Annotated in this window: 15 protein-coding genes; 4 read left to right on the top strand and 11 right to left on the bottom strand. The window is 68.2% G+C overall.

Features of this window, described 5'->3' with window-relative positions; all coding sequences use genetic code 11:
* The first annotated feature begins 94 nt into the window (after positions 1–94).
* The 3 genes from A5711_RS16360 to A5711_RS16350 are packed head-to-tail and all read left to right on the top strand — an operon-like array spanning position 95 to position 2806.
* Positions 95–559 carry a hypothetical protein gene (locus A5711_RS16360; protein WP_067948267.1) on the top strand — a complete coding sequence of 155 codons (465 nt, stop codon included), beginning with the start codon at positions 95–97 and terminating at the stop codon, positions 557–559.
* A complete protein-coding gene (locus A5711_RS16355; protein ID WP_067948265.1) occupies positions 556–1002 on the top strand; it encodes an FHA domain-containing protein in 447 nt (148 codons plus the stop codon). Before A5711_RS16360 ends, A5711_RS16355 begins: the two co-directional genes overlap by 4 nt.
* A 10-nt stretch (positions 1003–1012) precedes the next feature.
* The gene (locus A5711_RS16350; protein ID WP_067948263.1) at positions 1013–2806 is read left to right on the top strand and encodes an acyl-CoA dehydrogenase family protein; all 1794 of its coding nucleotides are present in this window, start codon (positions 1013–1015) and stop codon (positions 2804–2806) included.
* A 134-nt stretch (positions 2807–2940) separates the two neighbouring features.
* Here A5711_RS16350 and A5711_RS16345 read toward each other — a convergent pair whose 3' ends face one another.
* From A5711_RS16345 to glf, 11 genes are all read right to left on the bottom strand, one after another.
* Positions 2941–4506: an acyl-CoA carboxylase subunit beta gene (locus A5711_RS16345; RefSeq protein ID WP_156744970.1), complete on the bottom strand. Its 1566-nt coding sequence runs from the start codon at positions 4504–4506 to the stop codon at positions 2941–2943.
* 8 nt (positions 4507–4514) lie between these two features.
* Positions 4515–9857 carry a polyketide synthase Pks13 gene (gene pks13 / locus A5711_RS16340; RefSeq protein WP_067948259.1) on the bottom strand — a complete coding sequence of 1781 codons (5343 nt, stop codon included), beginning with the start codon at positions 9855–9857 and terminating at the stop codon, positions 4515–4517.
* An 11-nt stretch (positions 9858–9868) separates the two neighbouring features.
* Positions 9869–11767 carry a long-chain-fatty-acid--AMP ligase FadD32 gene (gene fadD32 / locus A5711_RS16335; protein ID WP_067948257.1) on the bottom strand — a complete coding sequence of 633 codons (1899 nt, stop codon included), beginning with the start codon at positions 11765–11767 and terminating at the stop codon, positions 9869–9871.
* 288 nt (positions 11768–12055) lie between these two features.
* Positions 12056–13066 (bottom strand): cutinase family protein, encoded by a 1011-nt coding sequence (locus tag A5711_RS16330; RefSeq protein ID WP_067948255.1) that lies wholly within the window; start codon positions 13064–13066, stop codon positions 12056–12058.
* A 183-nt stretch (positions 13067–13249) separates the two neighbouring features.
* Complete coding sequence (locus A5711_RS16325; protein WP_067948319.1) at positions 13250–14152, bottom strand: esterase family protein; 903 nt, start codon at positions 14150–14152, stop codon at positions 13250–13252.
* Positions 14153–14308: 156 nt separating this feature from the next.
* Entirely contained in the window at positions 14309–15361 is a 1053-nt protein-coding gene (locus A5711_RS16320; protein WP_067948253.1) for an esterase family protein, read from the bottom strand.
* A gap of 328 nt (positions 15362–15689) precedes the next feature.
* Positions 15690–17660 (bottom strand): terminal beta-(1->2)-arabinofuranosyltransferase, encoded by a 1971-nt coding sequence (aftB, locus tag A5711_RS16315; RefSeq protein ID WP_304442479.1) that lies wholly within the window; start codon positions 17658–17660, stop codon positions 15690–15692.
* On the bottom strand, positions 17647–18564 hold the full coding sequence (locus A5711_RS16310) for a decaprenyl-phosphate phosphoribosyltransferase (protein ID WP_067948248.1): 918 nt from the start codon (positions 18562–18564) through the stop codon (positions 17647–17649). The genes aftB and A5711_RS16310 overlap by 14 nt, the downstream gene beginning before the upstream one ends.
* On the bottom strand, positions 18557–19096 hold the full coding sequence (locus tag A5711_RS16305; RefSeq protein ID WP_067948246.1) for a phosphatase PAP2 family protein: 540 nt from the start codon (positions 19094–19096) through the stop codon (positions 18557–18559). Before A5711_RS16305 ends, A5711_RS16310 begins: the two co-directional genes overlap by 8 nt.
* Positions 19089–20978 carry a glycosyltransferase gene (locus A5711_RS16300; protein ID WP_067948244.1) on the bottom strand — a complete coding sequence of 630 codons (1890 nt, stop codon included), beginning with the start codon at positions 20976–20978 and terminating at the stop codon, positions 19089–19091. The genes A5711_RS16305 and A5711_RS16300 overlap by 8 nt, the downstream gene beginning before the upstream one ends.
* Entirely contained in the window at positions 20978–22201 is a 1224-nt protein-coding gene (gene glf, locus A5711_RS16295) for a UDP-galactopyranose mutase (RefSeq protein WP_067948242.1), read from the bottom strand. The genes A5711_RS16300 and glf overlap by 1 nt, the downstream gene beginning before the upstream one ends.
* 265 nt (positions 22202–22466) lie before the next feature.
* Between glf and A5711_RS16290 the strand changes: the two genes are divergently transcribed.
* The coding region (locus A5711_RS16290; RefSeq protein ID WP_197520809.1) for a PirG at positions 22467–23393 on the top strand (927 nt) is incomplete at its 3' end.

The raw sequence follows: 23393 nt of genomic DNA, 5'->3' as shown, positions 1-23393 counted from the left end.
CAGGCAGTGCCATAAGTCCCTATCTCGACGCCGCGGTCAAGTGCTCCGATAAAGGAGATCGCCGAATGACCGGCGCCGCATGAGAGGTACGGCAATGAACGCTCCACAACAGTCGCACACGACACGCTTCTTCTCCCGCGTGCTCGGTCCCTTCCTCGTCATTGTCGATGTGACGGCGGTGGCGCGCGTGTCCGACATGCAGTCGCTGCTGTCGCAGTTCGAGGCGAACTCGATGTGGACCTTCGTCACCGGCGCCTTCATCTTGTTGCTCGGCCTGACCATTGTCGCCGCTCACCAGAGCTGGCGCGGCGCCGCGGCGATCATCGTTTCCCTGCTCGGCTGGCTGATCGTGCTGCGGGGCCTGCTGCTGGTGGCCTTCCCCAAGTTCTTCGCCTCGCTCGCCAACGACATGATCGGCGCGCAGGCCTGGTGGATCACCGCGTGCGTCGTCTTCGCCCTCGTCGGTGTGTACCTGACCTACGTCGGCTGGGCACCGGCACCGACGCGGCCGACGTCGCAGGCGGCCGCGGCCAACCCGGATCTGCCGCGAGCCGCGTGAGCAGCACCGGGTCCACGCCGAACCGGCCGACGCAGCGCGAAGGCTCGGAGGAACTCACCGGCGACATCGGCACCGCGCTGCCGGCCGAGTTCGACGCGCCTGCGACCGCAGCCGCCGCGGCGCTCGAGGACACACCGACACTGAGCCCGGGCTCGGCGCTGCTCGTCGTCACGCGCGGCCCCAACGCCGGCTCGCGGTTTGCCTTGACCCAACCCGTCATGTCGGCGGGCCGGCATCCGGAAAGCGACATCTACCTCGACGACATCACCGTCAGCCGTCGGCACGCCGAATTGCGCAGCGAGGGTGGCCAATTCCGCATCGTCGACGTGGGCAGTATGAACCGCACCTATCTCAACCGGGAGCCCGTCGACTCGGCGGTGCTGGCCAACGGCGACGAGATCCAGATCGGCAGGGTTCGCCTGGTTTTCCTCACGGGCGCGTAGCGTCTCTTCCATGAGCGACTACGCCGTAGAGGCGGTGGACAGGCTGCCCTTCTCCACGGAGGAGAAGTCGCAGCGCTACCAAACCGAAAACTACCGCGGGGCCGTGGGTCTCAACTGGTATCGCACCGATCCCACCCTGCAGTTCACCATGGCGTACTACCTGCAACCGGACGAACTCGCGGTCGTAGAGCCGCATCTGGTGCGGATGGGCGAGTTGATGGCCGGCCCGGTCGCGCGATGGGCGGAGGAGACCGACCGCAACCCGCCCCGGCTGGAGCGTTATGACCGCTGGGGACACGACGTGAGCCAGGTCGTCATGCCGGCCTCGTTCACCCAGTCCAAGCGCGCGGTCCTGGATGCCCAGCAGGCCCTGCGCGACGACGCGCGCGCCGCCAAAGTGAGCTCGGGCCTAGGCCTGTTCGCGTCCAACTATCTACTCAACCAGGCCGATATCGGGATGGGCTGCGCGCTGGGCACCGGCGGCGGCATGGTCCAGTCGCTGGTGGCCGCCTACGCGCCGGCCGACGTGCGAGAGCACGTGCTGGCCAAGTTCGCCTCGGGCGAGTGGGCGGGCGAGACGGCGCAACTGTTGACCGAACGCACCGGCGGCTCGGACCTGGCCGCGCTCGAGACGACGGCTCGACGCGTAAGCGGCGAAAATGAAGGTGCGTGGATTCTCAACGGCTTCAAGTGGTTTGCGTCAAACTGTGGCGGCGAGGCGTTCGTCGTGATGGCCAAGCCGGAGGGCGCGCCCGACTCGTCGCGGGGCATCGCCAACTTTCTGGTGCTGCGTACCCGCCGTGACGGTTCGCGCAACGGGGTGCGGGTTCGCCGCCTGAAGGACAAGCTCGGCACCCGATCGGTGGCCTCCGGCGAGGTGGAATTCGTTGACGCCGAGGCGTTTCTGCTATCCGAGGAGCCGAGCGGCTCAGGAGGACACGCGGGACCGTCGGACGGCAAGGGGCTGGGCCGCATGATGGAGCTGACCAACGCCGCGCGCCTGGGCATCGCCCTGTTCGGGCTCGGCAACGCGCGCCGCGCCCTGGTCGAGTCGCTGTGTTACGCCCGGCGGCGGCACGCGTTCGGCGGGGCACTCATCGACAAGCCGCTGATGCGGCGCAAGCTCGCCGAGTTGGTCGTCGACGTCGAAGCCGCGCAGGCGATGGTTTTCGACGGCACCGGCGCCACCAACCATCGTCAGCCCCGCAGCATGCGGCAACGCATCGCCGTGCCGGTCACCAAGCTCAAGGTGTGCCGGCTCGGGATCACCGCCGCGTCCGACGCGATCGAAATCCATGGCGGCAACGGCTATATCGAGACCTGGCCGGTGGCCCGGTTGCTGCGCGACGCGCAGGTGAACACCATCTGGGAAGGGCCCGACAACATCCTCTGCCTGGACGTGCGGCGTGGCATCGAGCAGACCCGCGCCCATGAGCCGTTGTTGGCGCGGCTACGCGATGCCGTGTCGGTTTCCGATGACGACGACACCACCCGGCTGGTCGCGGGGCGCATCGAGGATTTGGACGCGGCGATCACCGCATGGTCCAAGCTGGACCGCGACATCGCCGAGGCGCGCCTGTTCCCGCTGGCCCAATTCATGGGTGACGTGTACGCGGCGGCGCTGCTCACCGAGCAGGCCGCCTGGGAGCGTGCCACCCGCGGCGGGGAGCGCAAGGCGCTGGTCGCCCGGCTCTACGCGCAGCGGTATCTCGCCGACCGCGGGGCGCTGCGGGGCATCGACGCCGACTGCGACGAGGCGCTGGAGCGCTTCGACGAACTCATCGACGGCGCGTTCACGAGCTAGAAGTCACGCCGTCGCACGCCGGGCACACCACCCAATCCGCAGATTCGATATCGCCTGCGATATCGCTTTTCGCGGTCGGCGCATAGTCGGACCCGCGGTGCGGGTGTGACCAATGTGATTGTGCCGCAGCAGAGTTAAACCGGGATCAGCCCGTGCTTGCGCGCGGTGCGGAACCATAATTGCTTGTCCCGCAACAACTTCAGCGACTTACGCAGCAGCAGCCGGGTCTGGTGCGGGTCGATGACCGCGTCGATGAAGCCGCGTTCGGCGGCGGTCCACGGAATCGCCATGTTCAGGTTGTAGCCCTCGATGAAGTCCTTCTTGATCTGCTGCGCCTCGGGCGTCGTCGGATCCGGGAACCGCTTCATCAGCAACTGCGCGGCCCCCTCCGCGCCGATCACCGCGATGCGCGCGGTGGGCCAGGCGAAGTTGAAGTCCGACGTCAGCTGCCGGGATCCCATCACGGCGTAGGCGCCGCCGTAGGACTTGCGCACGGTGATCGTCACCTTCGGCACGTCGGCCTCGACCACCGAGTAGAGGAACCGGCCGCCGCGCTTGATGATGCCCCTCTTCTCCTCCTCGGCGCCCGGCAGGAAGCCCGGGGTGTCCACCACGAACACCAGCGGGATGTTGAACGCGTCGCAGAACCGGATGAACCGCGCGGCCTTGTCGGAGGCCTCGTTGTCGATCGACCCGGCCAGGTGCATGGGCTGGTTGGCGATGACGCCGACGGGGCGCCCGTCGACCCGGGCGTACCCGGTGATGATGGCCGGCCCGTGTTGCGCGGCGACCTCGAGGAAGTCGCCGTCGTCGAAGATGCGCAGCAGGATTTCGTGCATGTCGTAGGCCGCATTGTCGGAGTCCGGCACGATCGCGTCGAGCTCCAGGTCGGTCGGCGTGACCTCCGGCTCCAGCCCGGGGTTGATGATCGGCGGACTGTCGAAGCAGTTGGACGGCAGAAACGACAAGAACTCACGCACGTACTGGAACGCTTCGGCCTCCGAATCCACCACCTGGTGGATGTTGCCGTAGCGGGCCTGCGCGTCGGAGCCGCCGAGCTCGTCGAGGGTGACGTCCTCGCCGGTGACCTCCCTGATCACGTCGGGACCGGTGACGAAGAAGTAACCCTGGTCGCGCACCGAGACGAGCAGATCGTCTTGGATGGGCGAATACACCGCTCCCCCAGCGCATTTGCCGAAGATGAGGGAGATCTGCGGCACCAGCCCGGACAGCGCCTCGTGGCGGCGGCCCAACTCGGCGTACCACGCCAGCGAGGTCACCGCGTCCTGAATCCGGGCGCCACCCGAGTCCTGGATGCCGATGATCGGGCACCCCACCATCGCGCACCACTCCATCAGCCGCGCGACCTTGCGGCCGAACATCTCGCCCACCGTGCCCTGGAACACCGTCTGGTCGTGGGAGAACACCCCGACCGGCCGGCCGTCGATCATGGCGTGCCCGGTGACGCAGCCGTCACCGTAGAGCGCGTTCGGGTCGTTCGGCGTCTTGGCCAGCGCCCCGACCTCGAGGAAGGTGCCCGGGTCGACCAGCGCGTGAATGCGGGCGCGGGCACTGGGGATGCCCTTCTTGTCGCGCTTGGCGACCGCCTTCTCACCGCCCGGCTCCTTGGCCAATTCCAGGCGAACGTGCAACTCGGCCAGCTTCTCGGCCGTCGAATGCTGAACGGGAGCGGGCAGCATTTCCGTCACTACTTGCCTACTTTCGCCTCGATCGCGTTGAGTGCCTCGGTCATGTGTGCGCCGACCTTGGCGATGATCGGCTCGTCGATGGCCTGGATGTGCTCGCCACCGATCGGCACGACCTCGAGGTCGGACACGTACTCGCCCCAGCCGCCGTCCGGCTGACGAACGGCGTACCGCGGCTCGAACATGATCGCGTCGTCATGGTAGCGATCGGCCATGTAGAGGGTGACATGCCCGTCGTACGGCTGGATCTGTGCGGTGTCGATGGCCCGGTTGTCCAGGTACGACGTGCGCTGGTGCTCGATGATCCCGGCCGGGATCTGGACACCGCTCTGGCTGACCGCCTCGAGCACGAACCGGATCTGGCCCTCGTCGTCGAGCTCCTCGAGCTGCTCGTACGGGATCTCCGGGATGGTGACGTTGAACGTCTTCTCGGCGAACCGGGCGTAGCGGTCCCAGCGCTTACGGATCTCCTCCTTGGTCTGCGGGACCTCTTCGCCCGCGCGGACCGCGTCGATCAGCCCGACCCACCGGACGTCCTTGCCGAGCCGCTTGAGCCCGATCGCGCACGCGTAGGCCAGGACGCCGCCCAGCGACCAGCCGGCCAGGATGTACGGCCCGTCGCCCTGCATCTCGATCAGCTTCGGAATGTATTGCGCGGCACGCTCTTCGATCGACCCCTCGACCCGCTCGAAGCCATACATCGGGGTGTCCGAGGGCAACCGGTTCAGGAGCGGTTCGTAGACGACCGTCGAGCCGCCGGCCGGGTGGAACACGAACACCGGCGGTTTCGTGCTGCCCTCGGGCCGCGGCCGCAGCGTGCGGACGAACCCGTCGATCACGCCGGCCTCCAGGTACTCGCGCACCTTCTCGGCCAGCGCCTCGATGTTCTCCGACGTCACCACGTCCTCGACGCTGATCGGACCCTCGGCGCGCTCCGACAAGCGCTGCGCCATCTTGGCGGCCTGCTCGTCGTCCAGCTTGGGCAGCGGATTGAAGATGCCGCCCGGGGACTTGCCGGTGACGATCGCCCACGTGGCGAACGTGACCCGCTCGGCCGCGTCGCGCGGCGGCACGTCGGAGTTGAGCGCCGCGGCGACCGCCTGCTGGTTCAGCGCCTCGGCGGCCCCGGCCAGGTTGGGTGCCGGCTGCGCCGCCCCATTGGATTGGGCGCCTTTGCCGTTGGGTCCCGACGGGTCCGTGGGGGGCGGCGGGACGGGGACGTCCGAGGCCGGCGGCGGTGGCGCTGGTTGCGTTTCCGGCTCCGCCTGCGGGTCGGGCGCCGGGGCTGTCACCGTGCTCGGCGACGCGCCGCTCATCATTTCCGCCTGCAGCCGGGCGATCTCCTCGGCCGACTGCGTCTTCTGGTACTCGTGCAGCTGCTCGACCTCGTCGCGGTGCTCGACCGCGTACTTGATCAGCTCCTCGATGTTGTAGAGGTTGGCGTCGCGCACCGCGGCCAGCTGGATCGGCGGCAGGTCGAAGTCGTATTCGACCCGGTTCTTGATTCGCACCGCCATCAGCGAGTCCAGGCCGAGCTCGATCAGCGGGACCTCCCACGGCAGGTCCTCGGGTTCGTAGCCCATGGCCGCGCCGACGATCATGCCCAGGCGCTCCGCGACGGTCTCGCCCGTGTCAGGTGACCACTTGCCCACGCTGCCCGAGAAGTACCGGTTGGTCAGGCTGTCCGTCAGGGTTTCCGCATCCGCCTCGTCGACGGGGGCCTCCGACACGGCCGCTCCGTTGGACGGGGCCGTGATCGCGGCTGCGGCACCGACCGCGGTCGGCAGGGTGACGCCGGCTTCCCCGGCCCGCGTCACCAGCGCGTCGTAGACCAGCGTGAAGGACTCATCGATGCGGGCGTGCACCTGCACCGAGGCCCCGCCCGGGTGCCGGCTCAGCGTCGTCACCAGCCGGGCGTTCTCGCCGGGAACCGCGCGCTGCTCGGCGGCGGCCAGCTGCGCATCCGGCAGCACCGCCGCCGCGGCGGCTTTCACCAACGCCGCCAGGTCCGCCTGGCCGCGGGGTTTGTACTCCCACACGTGGCGACCGTCCGGCAGCGCGACGTGGTTGCCCGGCATCATCACCGACGCGTCGCCGGAGAAGTGCACGTCCAGCCAGTGTTCCTTGCGCTTGAACCGGGTCGGCGGGATGTTCGCGTAGTCGGCCGGCCCGGCGGCGCGGGTGAACAGCGTCCAGATGTTCAGGTCGTGGCCGTAGACGTAGAGCTGCGCCATGGTCGAGATCATCGATTCGACCTCGTCCTGCTTGCGGGCCAGCGTCGGGATCAGCTGGGCGTCGTGCAGCCCGGCCGCGGCCGTGGTCAGCCCGACCTGCATGAGCGCAACCGGATTGGGCGCGAGCTCCAGGAAGGTGGTGTGCCCGCTGTCGACGGCGTTGCGGACGCCGTGGGTGAAGTAGACGCTGTGGCGCAGGCCCTTCTTCCAGTAGTCGACGTCGTGGATCGGCTCGCCGCCGGGCTTGATGTAGGTGCCCTCGTGCACGGTCGAGTAGATGCCGACGGTCGGGCTGGTCGGCTTGATGCCTTGCAGCTCCGCGGCGAGCTCGCCGAGCAGCGGGTCCATCTGCTGCGTGTGGCTGGCGCCCTTGGTCTGGAACTTGCGGGCGAACTTGCCCTCGGATTCCGCGCGGGCGATGATCGCGTCCACCTGCTCGGGCGGACCGCCGATGACGGTCTGCGTGGGGGCGGCGTAGACGCACACCTCCAGGTCCGGGAAATCGGAGAACACCGTCTTGATCTCGTCGGCGGAGTACTCCACCAGCGCCATCAGCCGGATGTACTCGCCGAAAAGCATCGCCTCGCCCTCACCCATCAGGTGCGAGCGGGAGCAGATCGTCCGGGTGGCGTCGCGCAGCGACAAACCGCCGGCGAAGTACGCCGAGGCGGCCTCGCCCAGCGACTGGCCCACCACCGCGGCGGGCCTGGCGCCGTGATGCTTGAGCAGCTCACCGAGCGCGATCTGGATCGCGAAGATGGTGACCTGGGTGGTCTCGATGCCGTAGTCCTGCGAGTCGTCGAGGATCAGCTCGAGCACCGAGTAGCCCAGCTCGTCCTGGATCAGCGCGTCGACCTTCTCGATCCACTCGGCGAAGACCTCGTTGCGCAGGTACAGGCTCTTGCCCATCTTGCGGTGCTGCGCGCCGAACCCGGCCAGCACCCACACCGGGCCGTTGGTCACCGGCCCGTCGACGCTGAACACGCCCGGCCGCTGCTTGCCCTCGGCGACGGCGCGCAGGCCCTTGATGGCCTCCTCGTGGTCGTGCGCCAGCACCACCGCGCGGGAGCGGCCGTGGTTGCGCCGCGACAGCGCCCGCCCGATCGATTCCAGCGACGACGCCTGGCCCTCCGGGCTTTCCATCCAGTCCGCCAGCTCGGCGGCCGCCGCCTTCTTGCGCGAGGTCAGAAACGCCGACACGGCGAGCGGGATCAGCGGCTTGGTCGGCTCCTCCGCCTCCTGCGCGGCGAGCTCTTCCAGCGCGATCTCTTTGAGCCGCAGCGCCTCGTCGGTGACGCCCGGCAGCTCGTATTCGTCCTCCTCGGGGGCCTCGGCATCCGGGATGATGTTGCCGAAGTCGTCGAACCGCAGCGCGTGGCTTTCCATCGTGGGGGCCTCGGCTGCGTCAGCGGCGGCCTTCACCTCGGGCTCGGGTTCCGGCTCACGCGCCTCTTTTTCCACGACGTCACGGGGCAAGACCTCGCGCACCACCAGGTGCGCGTTGGCGCCACCGAAGCCGAAGCTGGACACCCCGGCCAGCGCGTAACCGCCGTACCGCGGCCAGTCGGTGGCCTGGTCGATGACCTTCAGGCGCATCGCGTCGAAGTCGATGTAGGGGCTGGGCCCGGCGAAGTTGATCGACGGCGGCAGCTTGTCGTGCTGTAAGGCCAGCACCACCTTGGCCATGCTGGCGGCGCCGGCCGCCGACTCCAGGTGGCCCACATTGGTTTTCACCGCACCCAGCAGCGCCGGGCGGTCGGCCGGACGTCCCCGGCCGACGACGCGGCCCAGGGCCTCGGCTTCGATGGGGTCGCCCAGGACGGTCCCGGTGCCGTGCGCCTCGATGTAGTCGACGGTGCGCGGGTCGATGCCGGCGTCCTTGTAGGCCCGGCGCAGCACGTCGGCCTGCGCGTCCTGGTTGGGCGCGATCAGGCCGTTGGACCGGCCGTCGTGGTTGACCGCGCTGCCCGCGATCACGGCCAGAATCTGGTCGCCGTCGCGGCGGGCGTCGTCAACCCGCTTGAGCACCAGCATCCCGCCGCCCTCGGAGCGGGTGTAACCGTCGGCGTCGGAGGAGAACGACTTGATCCGGCCGTCGGGCGACAAGACCTGGCCGATCTCGTCGAAACCGAGCGTCACCACGGGAGTGATCAGCGCGTTGACACCCCCGGCGACCGCGACGTCGGCCTCGCCGTTGCGCAGGCCCTGCACGGCCTGGTGGATGGCCACCAGCGAGCTCGAGCACGCGGTGTCGACGGCGACCGACGGACCCCGAAAGTCATAGAAATAGGAGACCCGGTTGGCGATGATCGACGTCGCCGTTCCGGTGATGGCGTACGGGTGCGCGACGGTCGGGTCGGACACCGCCAGGAAGCTGTAGTCGTTGTTGGAGACGCCGACGTACACGCCGACGGACTGTCCGCGCAGGCTCGACGCCGGGATGTGCGCCTGCTCGAGCGCCTCCCAGGTCAGCTCCAGCGCCATCCGCTGCTGCGGGTCGATGTTGTCGGCTTCGGTCTTGGCCACCGCGAAGAACTCGGAGTCGAAACCCTTGATGTCCTTCAGGTAGCCGCCGCGGGTGCGGGCCTTCGCCATCCGCTCGGCCAGCCGCGGCTCCTCCAGGAACTCCGCCCAGCGACCCTCCGGTAGGTCGGTGATCGCGTCGCGGCCCTCCATCAGCGCTTGCCACGTCTCGTCGGGGCTGTTCATGTCGCCGGGCAACCGGGTCGACAAGCCCACGATCGCGATGTCGACGCGCTCGGCCGGGCCGTTGCGCGTCCAGTCCGAAACGTCGTCGCCCGATGTGTCGATCTCGGGCTCGCCCTCGATGATCCGCGTGGCGAGCGACTCGATGGTCGGATGCTGGAACGCCACCGCGACCGACAGGGTGACACCGGTCATGTCCTCGATGTCGGCGGCCATCGCCACGGCGTCGCGCGACGACAGGCCGAGCTCGACCATCGGCACCGACTCGTCGATGTCGTCCGGTGACTTCCCGACGGCCCGGCCCACCCAGTTGCGCAGCCATTCGCGCATCTCGGGGACCGTTAAGTCCGTCTTCTTGGCGGGCGGATTCTCCTGCTGGTCCTGGGGGTCGTCTAGTTCAGCCATGGTTCCTGGGTTCAGTCGTTAGCGCCGGCGAAGGCGGTCGGCGAACCGACACCGCTACGCAGGCTGCCGTCGAGGTAGGCGGCGCGGCACGCGCGGCGCCCGATCTTCCCGCTGGAGGTACGCGGAATGGTTCCGGCCTGCACCAGCAGCAGGTCGCGGATGGTCACCCCGTGACGGACGGCGATGGCCGCCCGGATCTCGTCCGCGATCGGCTGGTACTCGAGCTTGTGCGTGCCGGGGGCACGCTCGGCCACGATCACCAACTGCTCGGAGCTGTCGTCGGGGTCGTGCTTCAGGCCGGTGTGCGGGTTGTCGAACACCTCCTGCGGCAGCTGGTTGGCCGGCACGGAGAACGCGGCCACGTAGCCGGTGCGCAGGGCGCGGCTTGCCTCCTGGGCCGAGTACTCGAGGTCCTGCGGGTAGTGGTTGCGGCCGTCGATGATGACGAGGTCCTTGATCCGGCCCGCGATGTAGAGGTGACCGTCGTGGTAGGTGCCGTAGTCGCCGGTGCGCACCCACATGCCGTCGTCCGGGGCGCCCTCGGCGTGCGACTGGCTGATGCGCGACTTGAGGAGGTTGCGGAAGGTCTCGGTGGTCTCGTCTTCCTTGCCCCAGTAGCCGGTGCCCATGTTGTTGCCGTGCAACCAGATCTCGCCGATCTGCCCGTCGGGCAGCTCGCTGGCGGTGTCGGGGTCCACGATGACGGCCCACTCGTCGACGCCGATGATGCCGGCGGAAACCTGCGCGACGGCCTTGGGCGAATCGGGGGCCACCTCGACGAAGCGCTGCTTGTTCAGCTCGTCGCGGTCGACGTGGATGACCCTGGGCGCCTCGTCCATGGGCGTGGTGGACACGAACAGCGTGGCCTCGGCCAGGCCGTAGGACGGCTTGATCGCCGTCTCGCGCAGGCCGTAGGGCGCGAACGCCTCGTAGAACTTGCGCATCGACGCCGGGGACACCGGCTCGCTGCCGTTGAGGATCGCCTTGACGTTGCTCAGGTCCAGCGGTGGCTCGCCGTCCTTGGGCACGCCGCGCACCGCGGCGTGCTCGAACGCGAAGTTCGGCGCGACGGTGACGACCTCGCAGTTCGGCGCGTCTTCGGGCTTGCGTGCCATCTCCCGGATCCAGCGGCCGGGCCGGCGCACGAACGCCGCCGGAGTCATGAACGTGAAGTTGTAACCGAGCACCGGCGACAGCAGCGCCGTGATCAGGCCCATGTCGTGGAAGAACGGCAGCCAGGACAGACCGCGGTCGCCCTCCTTGCCCTCGAGGCCGTTGAGCACCTGCAGCACGTTGGTGGGCAGGTTCAGGTGGGTGATCTGCACGCCGGTCGGGGTACGGGTGGAGCCGGAGGTGTACTGCAGGTAGGCGATGGTGTTCTCGTCGGCCTCGGGCTCGACCCAGGTGGACGCCACCTCGTTGGGCACCGCGTCGACGGCGATCACGCGGGGCCGTTCCTTGGCCGAGCGCGCGCGGATGAACTTGCGGACGCCTTCCGCGGCCTCCGTGGTGGTCAGGATGGTCGACGGCGTGCAGTCGTCGAGCACCGCGTGCAGCCGGCCCACGTGGCCCGGCTCGCCCGGGTCGAACAGCGGCACCGCGATCCGGCCGGCGTACAGCGCGCCGAAGAAGGCGATCAGGTAGTCCAGGTTCTGGGGGCACAGGATGGCGATGCGGTCACCGGGCTGGGTGACCTGCTGCAGCCGGGCGCCCACCGCCCTGTTGCGGGCGCTGAAGTCGCGCCAGACGATGTCGCGGTACACCCCGTCGCGCTCGGTGGAGTAGTCGATGAAACGGTAGGAAAGCTTGTCGCCGCGGACCCTCGCCCACTTCTCAACGTGCTTGACCAGGTTGGTGTTCTCCGGGAACCTGATCTTTCCATTCACGATGAACGGGTTGTGGTACGGCATTCCGCTCTCCTGTCACACCTGTTTTAGGTCGGCGTGCGCCGACGTTTTGTCCTCTGGTCGGCGACGCCGACGGTTTCCATCTCTACGCGGACCAGCCCTCGCGCGGCGCCACGGGCGCCGGCCTCCTGCTCATCACAGGCCGGCGTCTAGCAGGACCGGGTCCGCAACAAAGTCTTATAGCTCTTAAATTCCTCTTAATGTTAAGGGGCTGCCCGCAGCACACCAAATCACAAGGTACCGCTGATATGAACCCGTGACGGGCTCCTGGCTGCTGTGTCCCGCCGCCGGTCATCCATGTTTGGGGTGGGGCGCATTATTGATCAGTCCTTGAACCCAATTCAAGGTCCAATCCGTCGCCGCCTGCCCGTCGGCATTCCAGAACTCCGTCGTCGCGTACAAGGCGTGGATTGGCTGTCCGGCATTCCCCGCCAGCGTGTTGAGCGTGTTGGGCAGGTTGGCCACGCTGAACGCCTCCTGCGGCGCGGCGCAGATGAGGTCGCCCGGCGCGCAGATCTCGTTGGTCTTGTCGTTGAGCGCACCGAAGCCTCCGGGCCGCGCCCCGGTCATCGTCAACCCCAGCCCGGACAGCACCGGCACCTCGTGCAGCGTGACCTCGGCGCCCTGCCCCGGCGGGTTGGGCCCGACATCGTTGCCCACCCCGGGCTGGCGGCGACCGTCGGCGATCAAGGTCACACCGAGCACCAGGTCGTCGTCGACGGGTCCGCGACCGTTGCCGATGTCGCTGGCGATGTCACCGGCGATCACCGCGCCTTGGGAAAAGCCCATCAAGACGTAACTGGTCAGCGGGCACTTGGCGTTCATGTCCGTCATCGCCTGGACCGTCGCACGGGTGCCCTCGGCGCGGCTTTCGTTGTACGACATCTGCGTGTCACCGCTGAGCGGGTTGTGGAACTGCGCGGTGTAGGGAGTGGTGTACTCCTGCACCCTGGACGCGGGGAACTGCTGGCTGATCGCCGCGGTCACCTTGTGCAGCAACGCGTTGGGAAATTGCATCGGGTTGGCCGGATCGTCCTGCGGGGCGGACTCCCAGGTGCCGGGGACGTTGACCAACTGGACGTCGGGACACGACGCGTCCTGCGAAGCGGGCCGGGGCTTGTGCGGGTGGGTGGTGGTGGACGGCGCCGGCAGCACGCCGGGCGGCACCGCACTGGGCGGCGATTCGCGGTGGCGCAGCAAGACCACCACGGCCACGATCACCAACAGCACCACGACCGCCATCGCACACGCGGCGGCCCAGGCGAGGACTCGGTGGCGCTTACGCTGGGCGTTGGTAGCCATGTTCTCCTGCTAGCAGAGTGGGTGGATCGCGACGCGGTCCTCCCGACCCCTGCCGCACACCACTACACGGTACCGGCTCGCCCGACGACGTCCGTCGGACAGCGACCACAGGCGAATGGCGCCGACCCGCTAGCGAATGGCGCCGACCCGCTTCACCCGGCTGCGCCGCGCTCGCGATCGCCGCTAGCGAATGGCGCCGACGATGTCACCCGACATGGCGCCCAGCTGCCCCGACCACGAGCCCCAGCCGTTGTCGCCGCCGCCCGGGAAGTCGAAGTGACCGTTGTGCCCGCCGTTGCTGCGGTACTGCTGATAGAACTCCCGGGAGCTGCCCATCGCCGCGCCCGCCTGGCCGATCATGGCGGCGTCGTCGCCGCCCATATTGGTCGGGCTGTAGACCCAGACGCGAGTGTTGTTCTGCGCCAGCAGAGAGGCGTGGACGTAGGGGTCGTGCCACTTCCACCGGCCCAGCTGCGGGGCGCCCCACATCCCGTTGCCGTCCACACCGCCGAATTGCTGCAGGCCGGCCAGGATCGCGCCGTTGTAGTTGGTGCTGGACGGATACAGGAATCCGGACAGCGAACCCGCGAAGCCGAAGCGGTCGGGGTGGAAGGCGGCCAGCGCCATCGCGCCATAGCCACCCTGCGAGGCGCCGACGGCGGCGTGGCCACCGGGCGCCAGGCCCTTGTTGGCGGACAGCCAGTTGGGCAGCTCGCTGGACAGGAAGGTGTCCCACTGCTTGCTGCCGTCCTGCTCCCAGTTGGTGTACATGCTCCACGCACCGCCCGCAGGCGCCACTACCGAGATGCCTTTGCCGCCCAGCGTGTTCATCGCGTTGCCCGCGGTGACCCAGTTGCTGACGTCCGGGGCCGCGTTGAATGCGTCCAGCAGATAGACCGCGTGCGGACCGCCGGCCAGGAAGGCCACCGGGATGTCGCGGCCCATCGCCGCCGACGGCACCATCAAACTCTCGTAACCGGCCGCCCGCGCGCGGCCGGCCGGTCCGCCCGTCACCGTCACACCGATCAAGCCGACCGCCAGCGCGACCACGGAGATCATCCGAAGAAGCGCTGGCATACCCCGCACGACCCTCATGTCCACCCTCCATCGTCTAGTCGCTGTGGAGCACATTAGCCAGCGCCGTAGCTCCCCCGCCCGCGGGGTAGTGAAACAAATCACACACCAAAACAACCAGCGGCGGAAACCCGAAGGTTTCCGCCGCCAGTCGCGTCGTTCTTGGGCTTAGGTGCCCTGGCCGTTGCCGGCAGCAGCGGCGGGAGCCGGAGCGGCCGTGGCCGGACCGGCGCCAGGCGTGGCGCCCAGGGTCGCCTGCAGGTCAGGCTTCATCGCCTGCAGCTGCGCACCCCAGTACGGCCAGTCGTGCGTGCCGTTGGCGTCGAAGTTCCACACCGCGTTGTTGCCGCCAGCGGCTTTGTACGCGTCCTGGAACTTCAGGTTGCTGGTCCGCACGAAGCCCTCCAGGAACTTGGCGGGCAGGTTGTCGCCACCGAGGTCGGACGGCTTGCCGTTACCGCAGTACACCCAGATCCGGGTGTTGTTGGCGACCAGCTTGCTGACCTGCAGCGACGGGTCGTTGCGCGCCCACGCCGGGTCCTCCTTCGGGCCCCACATGTCGGCGGCCTTGTAGCCACCCGCGTCACCCATGGCCAGGCCGATCAACGACGGCCCCATGCCCTGGGACGGGTCCAGCAGCGCCGACAGCGAGCCGGCGTAAGTGAACTGGTTCGGGTGGTATGCGGCCAGGATCAGGGCCGACGATCCGGCCATCGACAGACCCACGGCGGCGTTGTTGGTCGACTTGACCTGCTTTTGCGCGGCGAGGTACGCCGGCAGCTCGCTGGTCAGGAAGGTCTCCCACTTGTAGGTGGTGCAGCCGGCCTTACCGCAGGCGGGCTTGTACCAGTCGGAGTAGAAGCTGGACTGGCCGCCGACCGGCATGACCACGGCAATGCCCGACTGGTTGTACCACTCGAACGCCGGGGTGTTGATGTCCCAGCCGTTGAAGTCGTCCTGGGCGCGCATACCGTCGAGCAGGTAGAGCGCGGGTGCGTTGGCCCCACCGCTTTGGAACTGGACCTTGATATCGCGGCCCATTCCTGCGGAAGGAACCTGCAGGTACTCCACCGGCAGACCGGGGCGCGAGAACGCGCCGGCGGTCGCCGAGCCCCCCACGGCGCCAATCAGGCCCGAGAGCAGGGCCGCACCGGCGGCCGCCACCACGAGCCGGCGCGGCATACCTGCCACGGCGCCGCGAAACCTGTCGACAAGCGTCATCCTTGCTTCCTCATCCTTTCGGCGCGCCCATCACCCGGACGCGTCCATGATTTGGGTCGTACTGCATACGATCTCCGCGCAGCAGTGCTCGTGTAGTCAACCACACCTACAGCCGTCGAGTCGCATCGAGGCCGCCCCGCAAAGCGTCATTCGGCGGTCGTTACCCGGGGTTTTCCAGGCGAAACATCGACGCCTTATGCGGCGTTTGCGCATGTGCTTGGGCACGAGTGCCAGCTGGTGAAGGCCCAAATGTGATGTTGCTGGCAATCTTTCATGGGCGTGAATCGTGATCGTTTTGAGATCGGTTGAAAATAGTTCTGCGCGCGGCTTACTCGCGAGGCGGAGGCGGGACCTCTTCGGGCACTGGGAGACCGCACCTGGCGAGCTCATAACGCGGAACGCGGTCGATCCGGTATTTGGTGAATTCATAGGAATGCAGCAGGTTGGAAAGGAATCGGTGCGGGGTCATCGGTGCGCGCACCGAACTCAGCACCGCCTTCGTCTCGGGGCATTGCAGGGCCGTCACCGCCTCCGCGACCCACTGCTGGTCCAGATAACCCGGGATGCCGGGATACACCTTCACCCACGGTCCGTCGGCGATCACCCAATCCGGGAAGAGGTTCTTGTCGTGCCCGATGCGGCCGTGCTTCAACCGTTCCGTGTGTTGCGCAAGCGGATTCGCCAATCCGATCTGGTCGATCACCCTGACATCAAGCCCGACGTTCATGCCCACCATGCCGAGGTTGGTGAAAAACACTGTGTGCTGCGGCTTTTGGGGCGGCTTGTCGGGGCCCTGCTGCGCCTGCGGCACCAAGTCCCACTGGATGTAGTTGCCCGACGGCAGCAGTAACGCGCCGTCCGGGGTGTTGTCGAGCGCCGTCAGGATGGCCGCCATCCTCGGATACCCCAGGTAGTCGGCGGCGGTCAGGGGATGCGCGTGACCGGTGGCCTGCGCGTAGAAGCGCCGCTCGTCGACGATGCCGGTGTAGGTGACGTGGGTGGCGTCGTCACCCATTCCCGGTGAATTCGCCGCCCACAGCGACCAACCCGCCACACCCAGCCACAGCGCACTCGCCGCGCCGAGCACCCAATAGCCCGTCTCCCGCGAGTAATCCTGGCCGTCCGGTATGGCCACCGGGATCACGGCCACTGGGGCCAGCAGGCAGAACAGTGGCGCGAGCAGCACCCGCCCGTGCATGAAGTCGCCGCCCTGCCGGATCCAGTAGAGCGCCTGCAGCAGGCCGCTCACCAGAACGAAGGCCACGACGGCCGGGGGGCTTTGGACCGCCCGGGCGAGCCGCCCGTAGTTGGGCGACAGCGCGGGGCGCAGGAATGAGGGCCGGCGGCGGGCGGCGAGCAGCAGCACCCCGAGCGGCACGAGGAGTACCACCGGCACCCAGACCGCGTAGGGCGCATCGAAATTCGAGAGGTAGATCATGCCCTGGGACCACTTGTCGCCGGCCGCGTCCTTGGCCAGGGCGGTGCCGGGCACCAGCAGGCCGTAGTAGCCCATCCGGAAGATTTCATAGCCCACCGGCAGCAGGCCGCCCGCCACCACGACCAGCACCCGGCGGCGCCACGTCCGCGCCGCGATCAACATCATGATCAGCGCCAGCCCGCCCATCAGCGCCAGATCGGGCCGGACCAAGACGCTGAAACCGGCCACGAACGCCAGCGCACCGATGAAGAGCCTGCGATCCGGGCGGTTGCGCACCGGTTGGGCCCAGCAGACCATCATCCACCAGAGCAACCCGAGGTAAGCCAGGGTCAGCCCGCTCTCCAGCCCCGAGGTGGCGAAGTCACGCGCGGGCGGCAGCGCGACGTAGACCAACGCCCCGGCGGGCAGCATCACGGCCCTGCGGCCCCGCAGGCTGGGCGCATACAACCGGGCGGCCCCCAGCATGAGCAGCGCCACACCCGCAACCGAAAGCGTCAGGGCCAGCGCCAGCGCGACGTATTCCATGCGCATCGGCCCGCCCACCCAGCTGCCGACATACATCAGATAGGTCCAGGCCGTCGAGGTGTTGGCCTCCACCCGCTCGCCCTGGTTGAAGACCGGGCCGTTGCCGGCCAGCAGGTTGCGAACCGTGCGCAGCACGATCAGCCCGTCGTCGGCGATCCAGCGCCGCTGCCAGGCGCCCCAGGCGAACAGGATGGCGACAACCACCACGCTGATCCAGAGGCTGACCCGGACCAGGGCGGTGTAGGGGAATACCGGCCAGCCCAACCGCCTGATGACCGGCCGTCCGCGCATCATGCGCGCCTTGAGGGCCTGCAGTTCGGAGCTAGCCGAAGGCAACGGCGGCTCCAACTGTCGCGATCCACGTCAGCGCCAGCAGTTGCAACACCCGATCCCGCAGCGCGATGTCCTCGGGCTCGCCAGCCAGCCCGCCGTCCACGTCCACCGCGTACCGCAGGATGGCGATGGTGAACGGGACCATCGACACCACGAACCAGCCGGCCGCGCCGTGCTCCCGGTCGAACGCCCACAGCCCGTAGCAAACCACCAGCGCCGTGGCCGACAACGTCCAGACGAACCGCAGATAGGTGCTGGTGTAGTTCTCCAGCGCCTTGCGGATCTTGGCCCCGGTGCGCTCGGCCAGTTGCAGCTCGGCGTACCGCTTGCCGGCCACCATGAACAGCGACCCGAAGGCCATCACCAGCAAGAACCACTGGGTCAGGCGGATGTCGGTGGCCGCGCCCCCGGCGATGGCCCGCAGCAGATACGCCGACGACACGATGCAGATGTCCATCACCGCTTGGTGTTTGAGGCCATAGCAGTAGCTCAGTTGCATGGCGAGGTAGACGGCCATCACCAACGCCAGATTGGGGGTGATCCACCAGCCGATGACCAGCGAGGCGACGCCCAGTACCACCGCCAGGGCATACGCCAGCCATTCCGGCACGACGCCCGCGGCGATCGGGCGGAACCGCTTGGTGGGGTGCTCGCGGTCGGCCTCGACGTCGCGCACGTCATTGATCAGGTAGATCGCCGACGCGGCGAGGCAGAACGCCACGAACGCGCCCAAGGCGGGGTATGCCTTGTCCAGCACGTCGTGGTAGTGGTAGCGCACCGGGCCGCCCAACGCGGCCAGCGGCGCGGCCAGCACCAGAACGTTCTTCACCCACTGGCGCGGGCGGATCGCCTTGACGACCCCGATCACCACGTTGCCCGACGGGCCCGTCACCACGTCCTCACTCATTCGGCCAGACCTTCCGCGCCCGGCCCTCGAGCCGGACGGTGATTCGAGCGACGATGGCTCCGAGGGCGATGCCGCAGGCCACGTCGCTGGGATAGTGCACCCCCAGCAGCATGCGTGACAACGCCATCGGGGGAACCAAGACGGCGGGCAGCGGCAGGCCGGTGATCCGGCCCATCAGGATGGCCGCGGCCGTCGTCGAGGTGGCGTGTGCTGACGGGAAACTCAGCCGGCTGGGCGTGCCGACGTTCACCACGACCGCCGGATCGTTGGGCCGCTGACGCCGCACCACGCGCTTGACCAACACGGCGGCGGCGTGTGCGGCGAACGCGCCGGCCCCGGCCACCAGCCACTCCCGGCGCCGCTTCGGCATCAGCAGCGCGCCGACGGCCGCGACGGCCAGCCAACCGATGCTGTGCTCGCCGAAGTGCGACAGACCGCGCGCCGCCGTCAGCACGCCGGGCTGGTCGGCCAGGGCCGACTGCACAGCCACCAGCGCGGCCACCTCACCCGTAGGGGGTGGCGATTCAGGCATGCTCTCGCTCGGCAGGTAGCAGCGCCGTCTCCCACTTCTGCTTGCTGGACAGCACGGGCAACGCGTCCCGGTACGTTTTGCGCATCTCGTCGAACCGGCTCACCAGCCGGCGCTGCCGCCGCAGCGAGGCGAACAGCAGCTGGAACATCTTGCGGCGGTCGCGCTGCCGGTACACCACGCCGCACCCGTCGGCCGTCGTCACGGTAACGCCGTCGACGGTGCACAGCCGGAACCAGCGCGCGTCCTGGGTCGGCACGTTGAATTGCGGGCGGCGGTGGGCTTCGGCATCGGCCTTGGTGGCGTTGTGCGCGATGCCGCGGGCCAGCCGATAACCGATCGACACCGGGTTGACCGGCGGCTTCATCGCCCTGGTCTTGTTCGACGGCGGCGGCAGTTCGCTCGCCGCCGGGAGCACCACCGCGTCCGGATATTCCTTGCGCAGCCGATGTACCTCGGGCAGAGCGGATTCCAGGATCGAGAAGATGTGCTCGGGGCCGGCCAGGAAGTCGTCGATGGCCCGGTTCTGGATCGCCACGGTCGAATACTCAAGGCAGGCAAGGTGTTTCAGCGTTGCCTTCAGGTGGCTGCGAACCAGTCCGGTGATGTCACCGTCCCAGTGCATCGCGGCGACGACCAGTCGGTTGCGCAGATGGAAGTACGCCTGCCAGTCGATGGCGTCGTCCTTGTCGCTCCAGGCCATGTGCCAGATCGCCGCGCCGGGCAGCGTGACGGTCGGATACCCGTGCTCTCCCGCACGCAGGCCGTATTCCGCGTCGTCCCACTTGATGAACAGCGGCAGCGGCTGGCCCAGCTCCTCGGCGACCTGCCGCGGGATCATGCACGTCCACCAGCCGTTGAAGTCGACGTCGATGCGCCGGTGCAGCAGCGCGCTCCGGGCGTTCTTGTCGTTCAACGGGAATTGGGCGAAGTCGTGGTCGTACTCCGCGTGCGGTGCGGCCGTCCACATGAAGTTCGACTGGTTGACGACCTCGCCCATGATGTGCAGGTGCGACGGCTCCTGCAGGTTGAGCATCTGGCCGCCGATGAGCATCGGCGTCTTGGCGAAGCGGTGCAACGCCAGCACCCGCAGGATCGTGTCCGGCTCGATGCGGATGTCGTCGTCCATGAACAGAATCTGTTGGCAGTCCGTGTTTTTCAGCGCCTCGTACATCACGCGGCTGTAGCCGCCGGAACCGCCGAGATTGGGTTGGTCGTGGATGGACAGCCGGTTGCCCAGGCCGGCGGAGGCGGCCGGGAAGTCCGGGTGATCGCGCACCTTGCGGGTGCCCTGGTCGGGGACGATCACCGCCCCAATCACCTCGTCCACCAACGGATCCGCGGTCAGGTCGGCCAGCGCGTTGACGCAGTCGGCGGGCCGATTGAACGTGGGGATGCCGACGGCGATGTTGGCCGTGCCCGGGGCGGGCTCGGTCGCATACCAGCCACCGCTCACCAGGTTGACCGCGGTGTCCGTGGTGATGTCGAACCAGATCCAGCCGCCGTCCTCGAACGGCTTGAGCGGCACCTCGATCTCCACGATTGCCGGCTGGTCGTCGGTGCCGACGAATTGGCGGCCGTCCACGGAGATCCGCACCCCGGTGGCCTTCGTCCGGTACAGGTCGACGCGTCCGGTTCCGGTCAGCTCTACCCGCAGCACCACCGACGTGCAGATCGACCAGCGACGCCAGTAGCTCGCGGGGAACGCATTGAAGTAGGTGGCGAACGACACCTCGGACTCTTTGCCGATCTCCAGCGAAGTGCGGCTGGTCGCGTGCGCGCGCCGCGCATTGGTGGTCGATTCCTCCAGGTACAGCTTGCGCACGTCGAGGGGCTCCCCCGGACGCGGCAGGATGATCCTGGAAAGCAGGCTTACAGCAGTCATCAGGCGCCGCTCCTCCCCGTCGCCGGCGCGCCCCCCGCGCCTTCCTCCACTAAAGCTTTGCCGTCGCGCAGGTGCGGCGCGACGGTGTTGTCGTACATGTTCAGTGCGCTGGCAATCGCCATGTGCATGTCCAGGTATTGATAGGTGCCCAACCGGCCACCGAAAAGCACCTTGTTGGAGGCGGTTTCGGCCTTCGCCCGCGCTCGGTACGCGGCGAGCAGGGTGCGGTCGGCCTCGGTGTTGATCGGATAGTAGGGCTCGTCGTCGTCCTCGGCGAACCGCGAGAACTCCCGCATGATCACCGTCTTGTCGGTGGGGTAGTCGCGCTCGGGGTGGAAGTGGCGGAACTCGTGGATGCGGGTATAGGGCGGGTCCGGGTCGTTGTAGTTCATCACCGGGGTGCCCTGGAAATCACCGATCGGCAGCACCTCGACCTCGAAATCCAGTGTGCGCCAACCGAGCCGGCCCTCGGCGTAGTCGAAGTAGCGGTCCAGCGGGCCGGTGTACACGACGGGCGCATCCGGGCTTTCCGCCTGCAGCTGGTCGCGGACCTCGAACCAGTCGGTGTCCAGCCGGACCTCGATGCGGTCGTCGGCGGCCATGTTCTGCAGCCACGCCGTGTACCCGTCTACCGGCAGACCCTCGTAGGTGTCGCTGAAGTATCGGTTGTCGAAGGTGTAGCGCACCGGCAGCCGGGTGATGTTGGACGCGGGCAGTTCCTTGGGGTCGGTCTGCCACTGCTTGGCGGTGTAGTTCTTGAGGAATGCCTCGTAGAGCGGCCGGCCGACCAGTGAGATCGCCTTCTCCTCGAAGTTCTGCGCGTCCTCGGTTTTGATCTCGGCGGCCTGCTCGGCGATCAGCTTGCGCGCTTCGTCCGGGGTGAAGTATCTGCCGAAGAACTGCGACACCAGGCCCAGCCCCATCGGGAACTGGTAGGCCTGCCCGTCGTGCATGGCGAATACCCGGTGCCGGTAGTCGGTGAAGTCGGTGAACTGCCGCACGTAGTCCCAGACCCTCTTATTAGAGGTGTGGAACAGGTGGGCGCCGTATTTGTGGACCTCGATGCCCGTCTGCGGCTCGGCCTCGGAATAGGCGTTGCCGCCGATGTGCGGGCGGCGTTCAACCACGAGCACGCGCTTCCCGAGTTGGGTAGCCACGCGCTCGGCAATGGTCAGGCCGAAGAATCCAGAGCCGACGACGAGGAGATCGAAACGAGCGGTCATCGGTTGCTTAGGGTATCCGACCGCGTCGGCCTAACCCATCTGGCGAGGCCAGGGAGTCCGCCTTCGGCCAAATGACGGCGCCCGCGGGACGCCTCCAAGGAGGATCACAGCCCGAGTCGCAATTACCTCACGATTCAATATCGCCACTCTAGTCACAGCAATCTCACTCGTACCATCGACTCTGTGTGGTTCTCGCCGGCTAGAACGGCAGGCCGCACCGAAACAACACAGTTGAGATTGAGTTGTCCAGATTGAGGAGACTTCCGTGCCGAACCGACGCCGACGCAAGCTTTCGACAGCCATGAGCGCGGTCGCCGCCCTGGCAGTGGCGAGTCCTTGCGCATACTTCCTTGTCTACGAATCGACGGCCGGCAGCAAGCAGCCCGAGCACCACGACTTCAAGCAGGCTGCCGTGATGACCGACCTGCCCGGCGAGCTGATGGGAGCGCTGTCGCAGGGGCTGTCGCAATTCGGGATTAACCTGCCCCCGGTGCCCGCGCTGAACGGCGGCACCGCCGCCAGCACTCCTGGCCTGGCCACCCCCGGGCTGGGGACCCCGGGACTGGGGACGCCAGGGCTGGGGACGCCAGGCCTGACCAGTCCGGGCTTGACGAGCCCGGGACTCACCAGTCCCGGTTTGACCAGCCCCGGCTTGACGAGCCCGGGCCTGACGAGCCCAGGTCTGGCGAGCCCCGGCCTGACGCCCACGACGCCGGGACTCACCGCGCCCGGCGCGCTGCCGACCACCCCGGGCGCCGGAGTGGCGACCCCGGGCGCGGGGCTCAACCCGGCGCTTTCCAACCCCGGGCTGACCAGCCCGGCCGGAGTCGCGCCCGGACTGGGCACCCCGACGGCCGCGGGTGAAGTGCCGATCACCGCTCCGGCCAGTTTGGACCCGGGCGCCGACGGCACCTACCCGATCCTCGGCGACCCGTCGTCCTTCGGCAACGGATCACCGCTCGGTGGCGGTGGCACCGGCCTCGGCGGCGGTGGCGGCAGCAGCAGTGGCGGCGGCGGCCTGGTCAACGACGTGATGCAGGCGGCCAACCAGCTCGGTGCAGGCCAGGCCATCGACCTGCTCAAAGGCCTGGTAATGCCGGCAATCACGCAGGGCATGCAGCACGTCGTTGACCAGGCCGCCGCCGCCACTGCTGCTGCCGCCACCGCCGCCGAGGCCGGTGCCACCGCCACC

Origin of the sequence: Mycobacterium sp. E2238, from assembly GCF_001672665.1 — a bacterium.
Taxonomy (GTDB): domain Bacteria; phylum Actinomycetota; class Actinomycetes; order Mycobacteriales; family Mycobacteriaceae; genus Mycobacterium.
The sequence above is the reverse complement of the archived record's forward strand: the minus strand, read 5'-3'. Positions and strand labels throughout refer to the sequence as shown.

Bases quoted from the DNA above. Each gene is read 5' to 3' on its own strand.
- A5711_RS16360 (WP_067948267.1), top strand. From the start codon at position 95: ATGAACGCTCCACAACAGTCGCACACGACACGCTTCTTCTCCCGCGTG.
- A5711_RS16350 (WP_067948263.1), top strand. From the start codon at position 1,013: ATGAGCGACTACGCCGTAGAGGCGGTGGACAGGCTGCCCTTCTCCACG.
- A5711_RS16345 (WP_156744970.1), bottom strand. From the start codon at position 4,506: ATGCTGCCCGCTCCCGTTCAGCATTCGACGGCCGAGAAGCTGGCCGAG.
- pks13 (WP_067948259.1), bottom strand. From the start codon at position 9,857: ATGGCTGAACTAGACGACCCCCAGGACCAGCAGGAGAATCCGCCCGCC.
- fadD32 (WP_067948257.1), bottom strand. From the start codon at position 11,767: ATGCCGTACCACAACCCGTTCATCGTGAATGGAAAGATCAGGTTCCCG.
- A5711_RS16330 (WP_067948255.1), bottom strand. From the start codon at position 13,066: ATGGCTACCAACGCCCAGCGTAAGCGCCACCGAGTCCTCGCCTGGGCC.
- A5711_RS16320 (WP_067948253.1), bottom strand. From the start codon at position 15,361: ATGACGCTTGTCGACAGGTTTCGCGGCGCCGTGGCAGGTATGCCGCGC.
- A5711_RS16310 (WP_067948248.1), bottom strand. From the start codon at position 18,564: ATGAGTGAGGACGTGGTGACGGGCCCGTCGGGCAACGTGGTGATCGGG.
- A5711_RS16305 (WP_067948246.1), bottom strand. From the start codon at position 19,096: ATGCCTGAATCGCCACCCCCTACGGGTGAGGTGGCCGCGCTGGTGGCT.
- A5711_RS16300 (WP_067948244.1), bottom strand. From the start codon at position 20,978: ATGACTGCTGTAAGCCTGCTTTCCAGGATCATCCTGCCGCGTCCGGGG.
- glf (WP_067948242.1), bottom strand. From the start codon at position 22,201: ATGACCGCTCGTTTCGATCTCCTCGTCGTCGGCTCTGGATTCTTCGGC.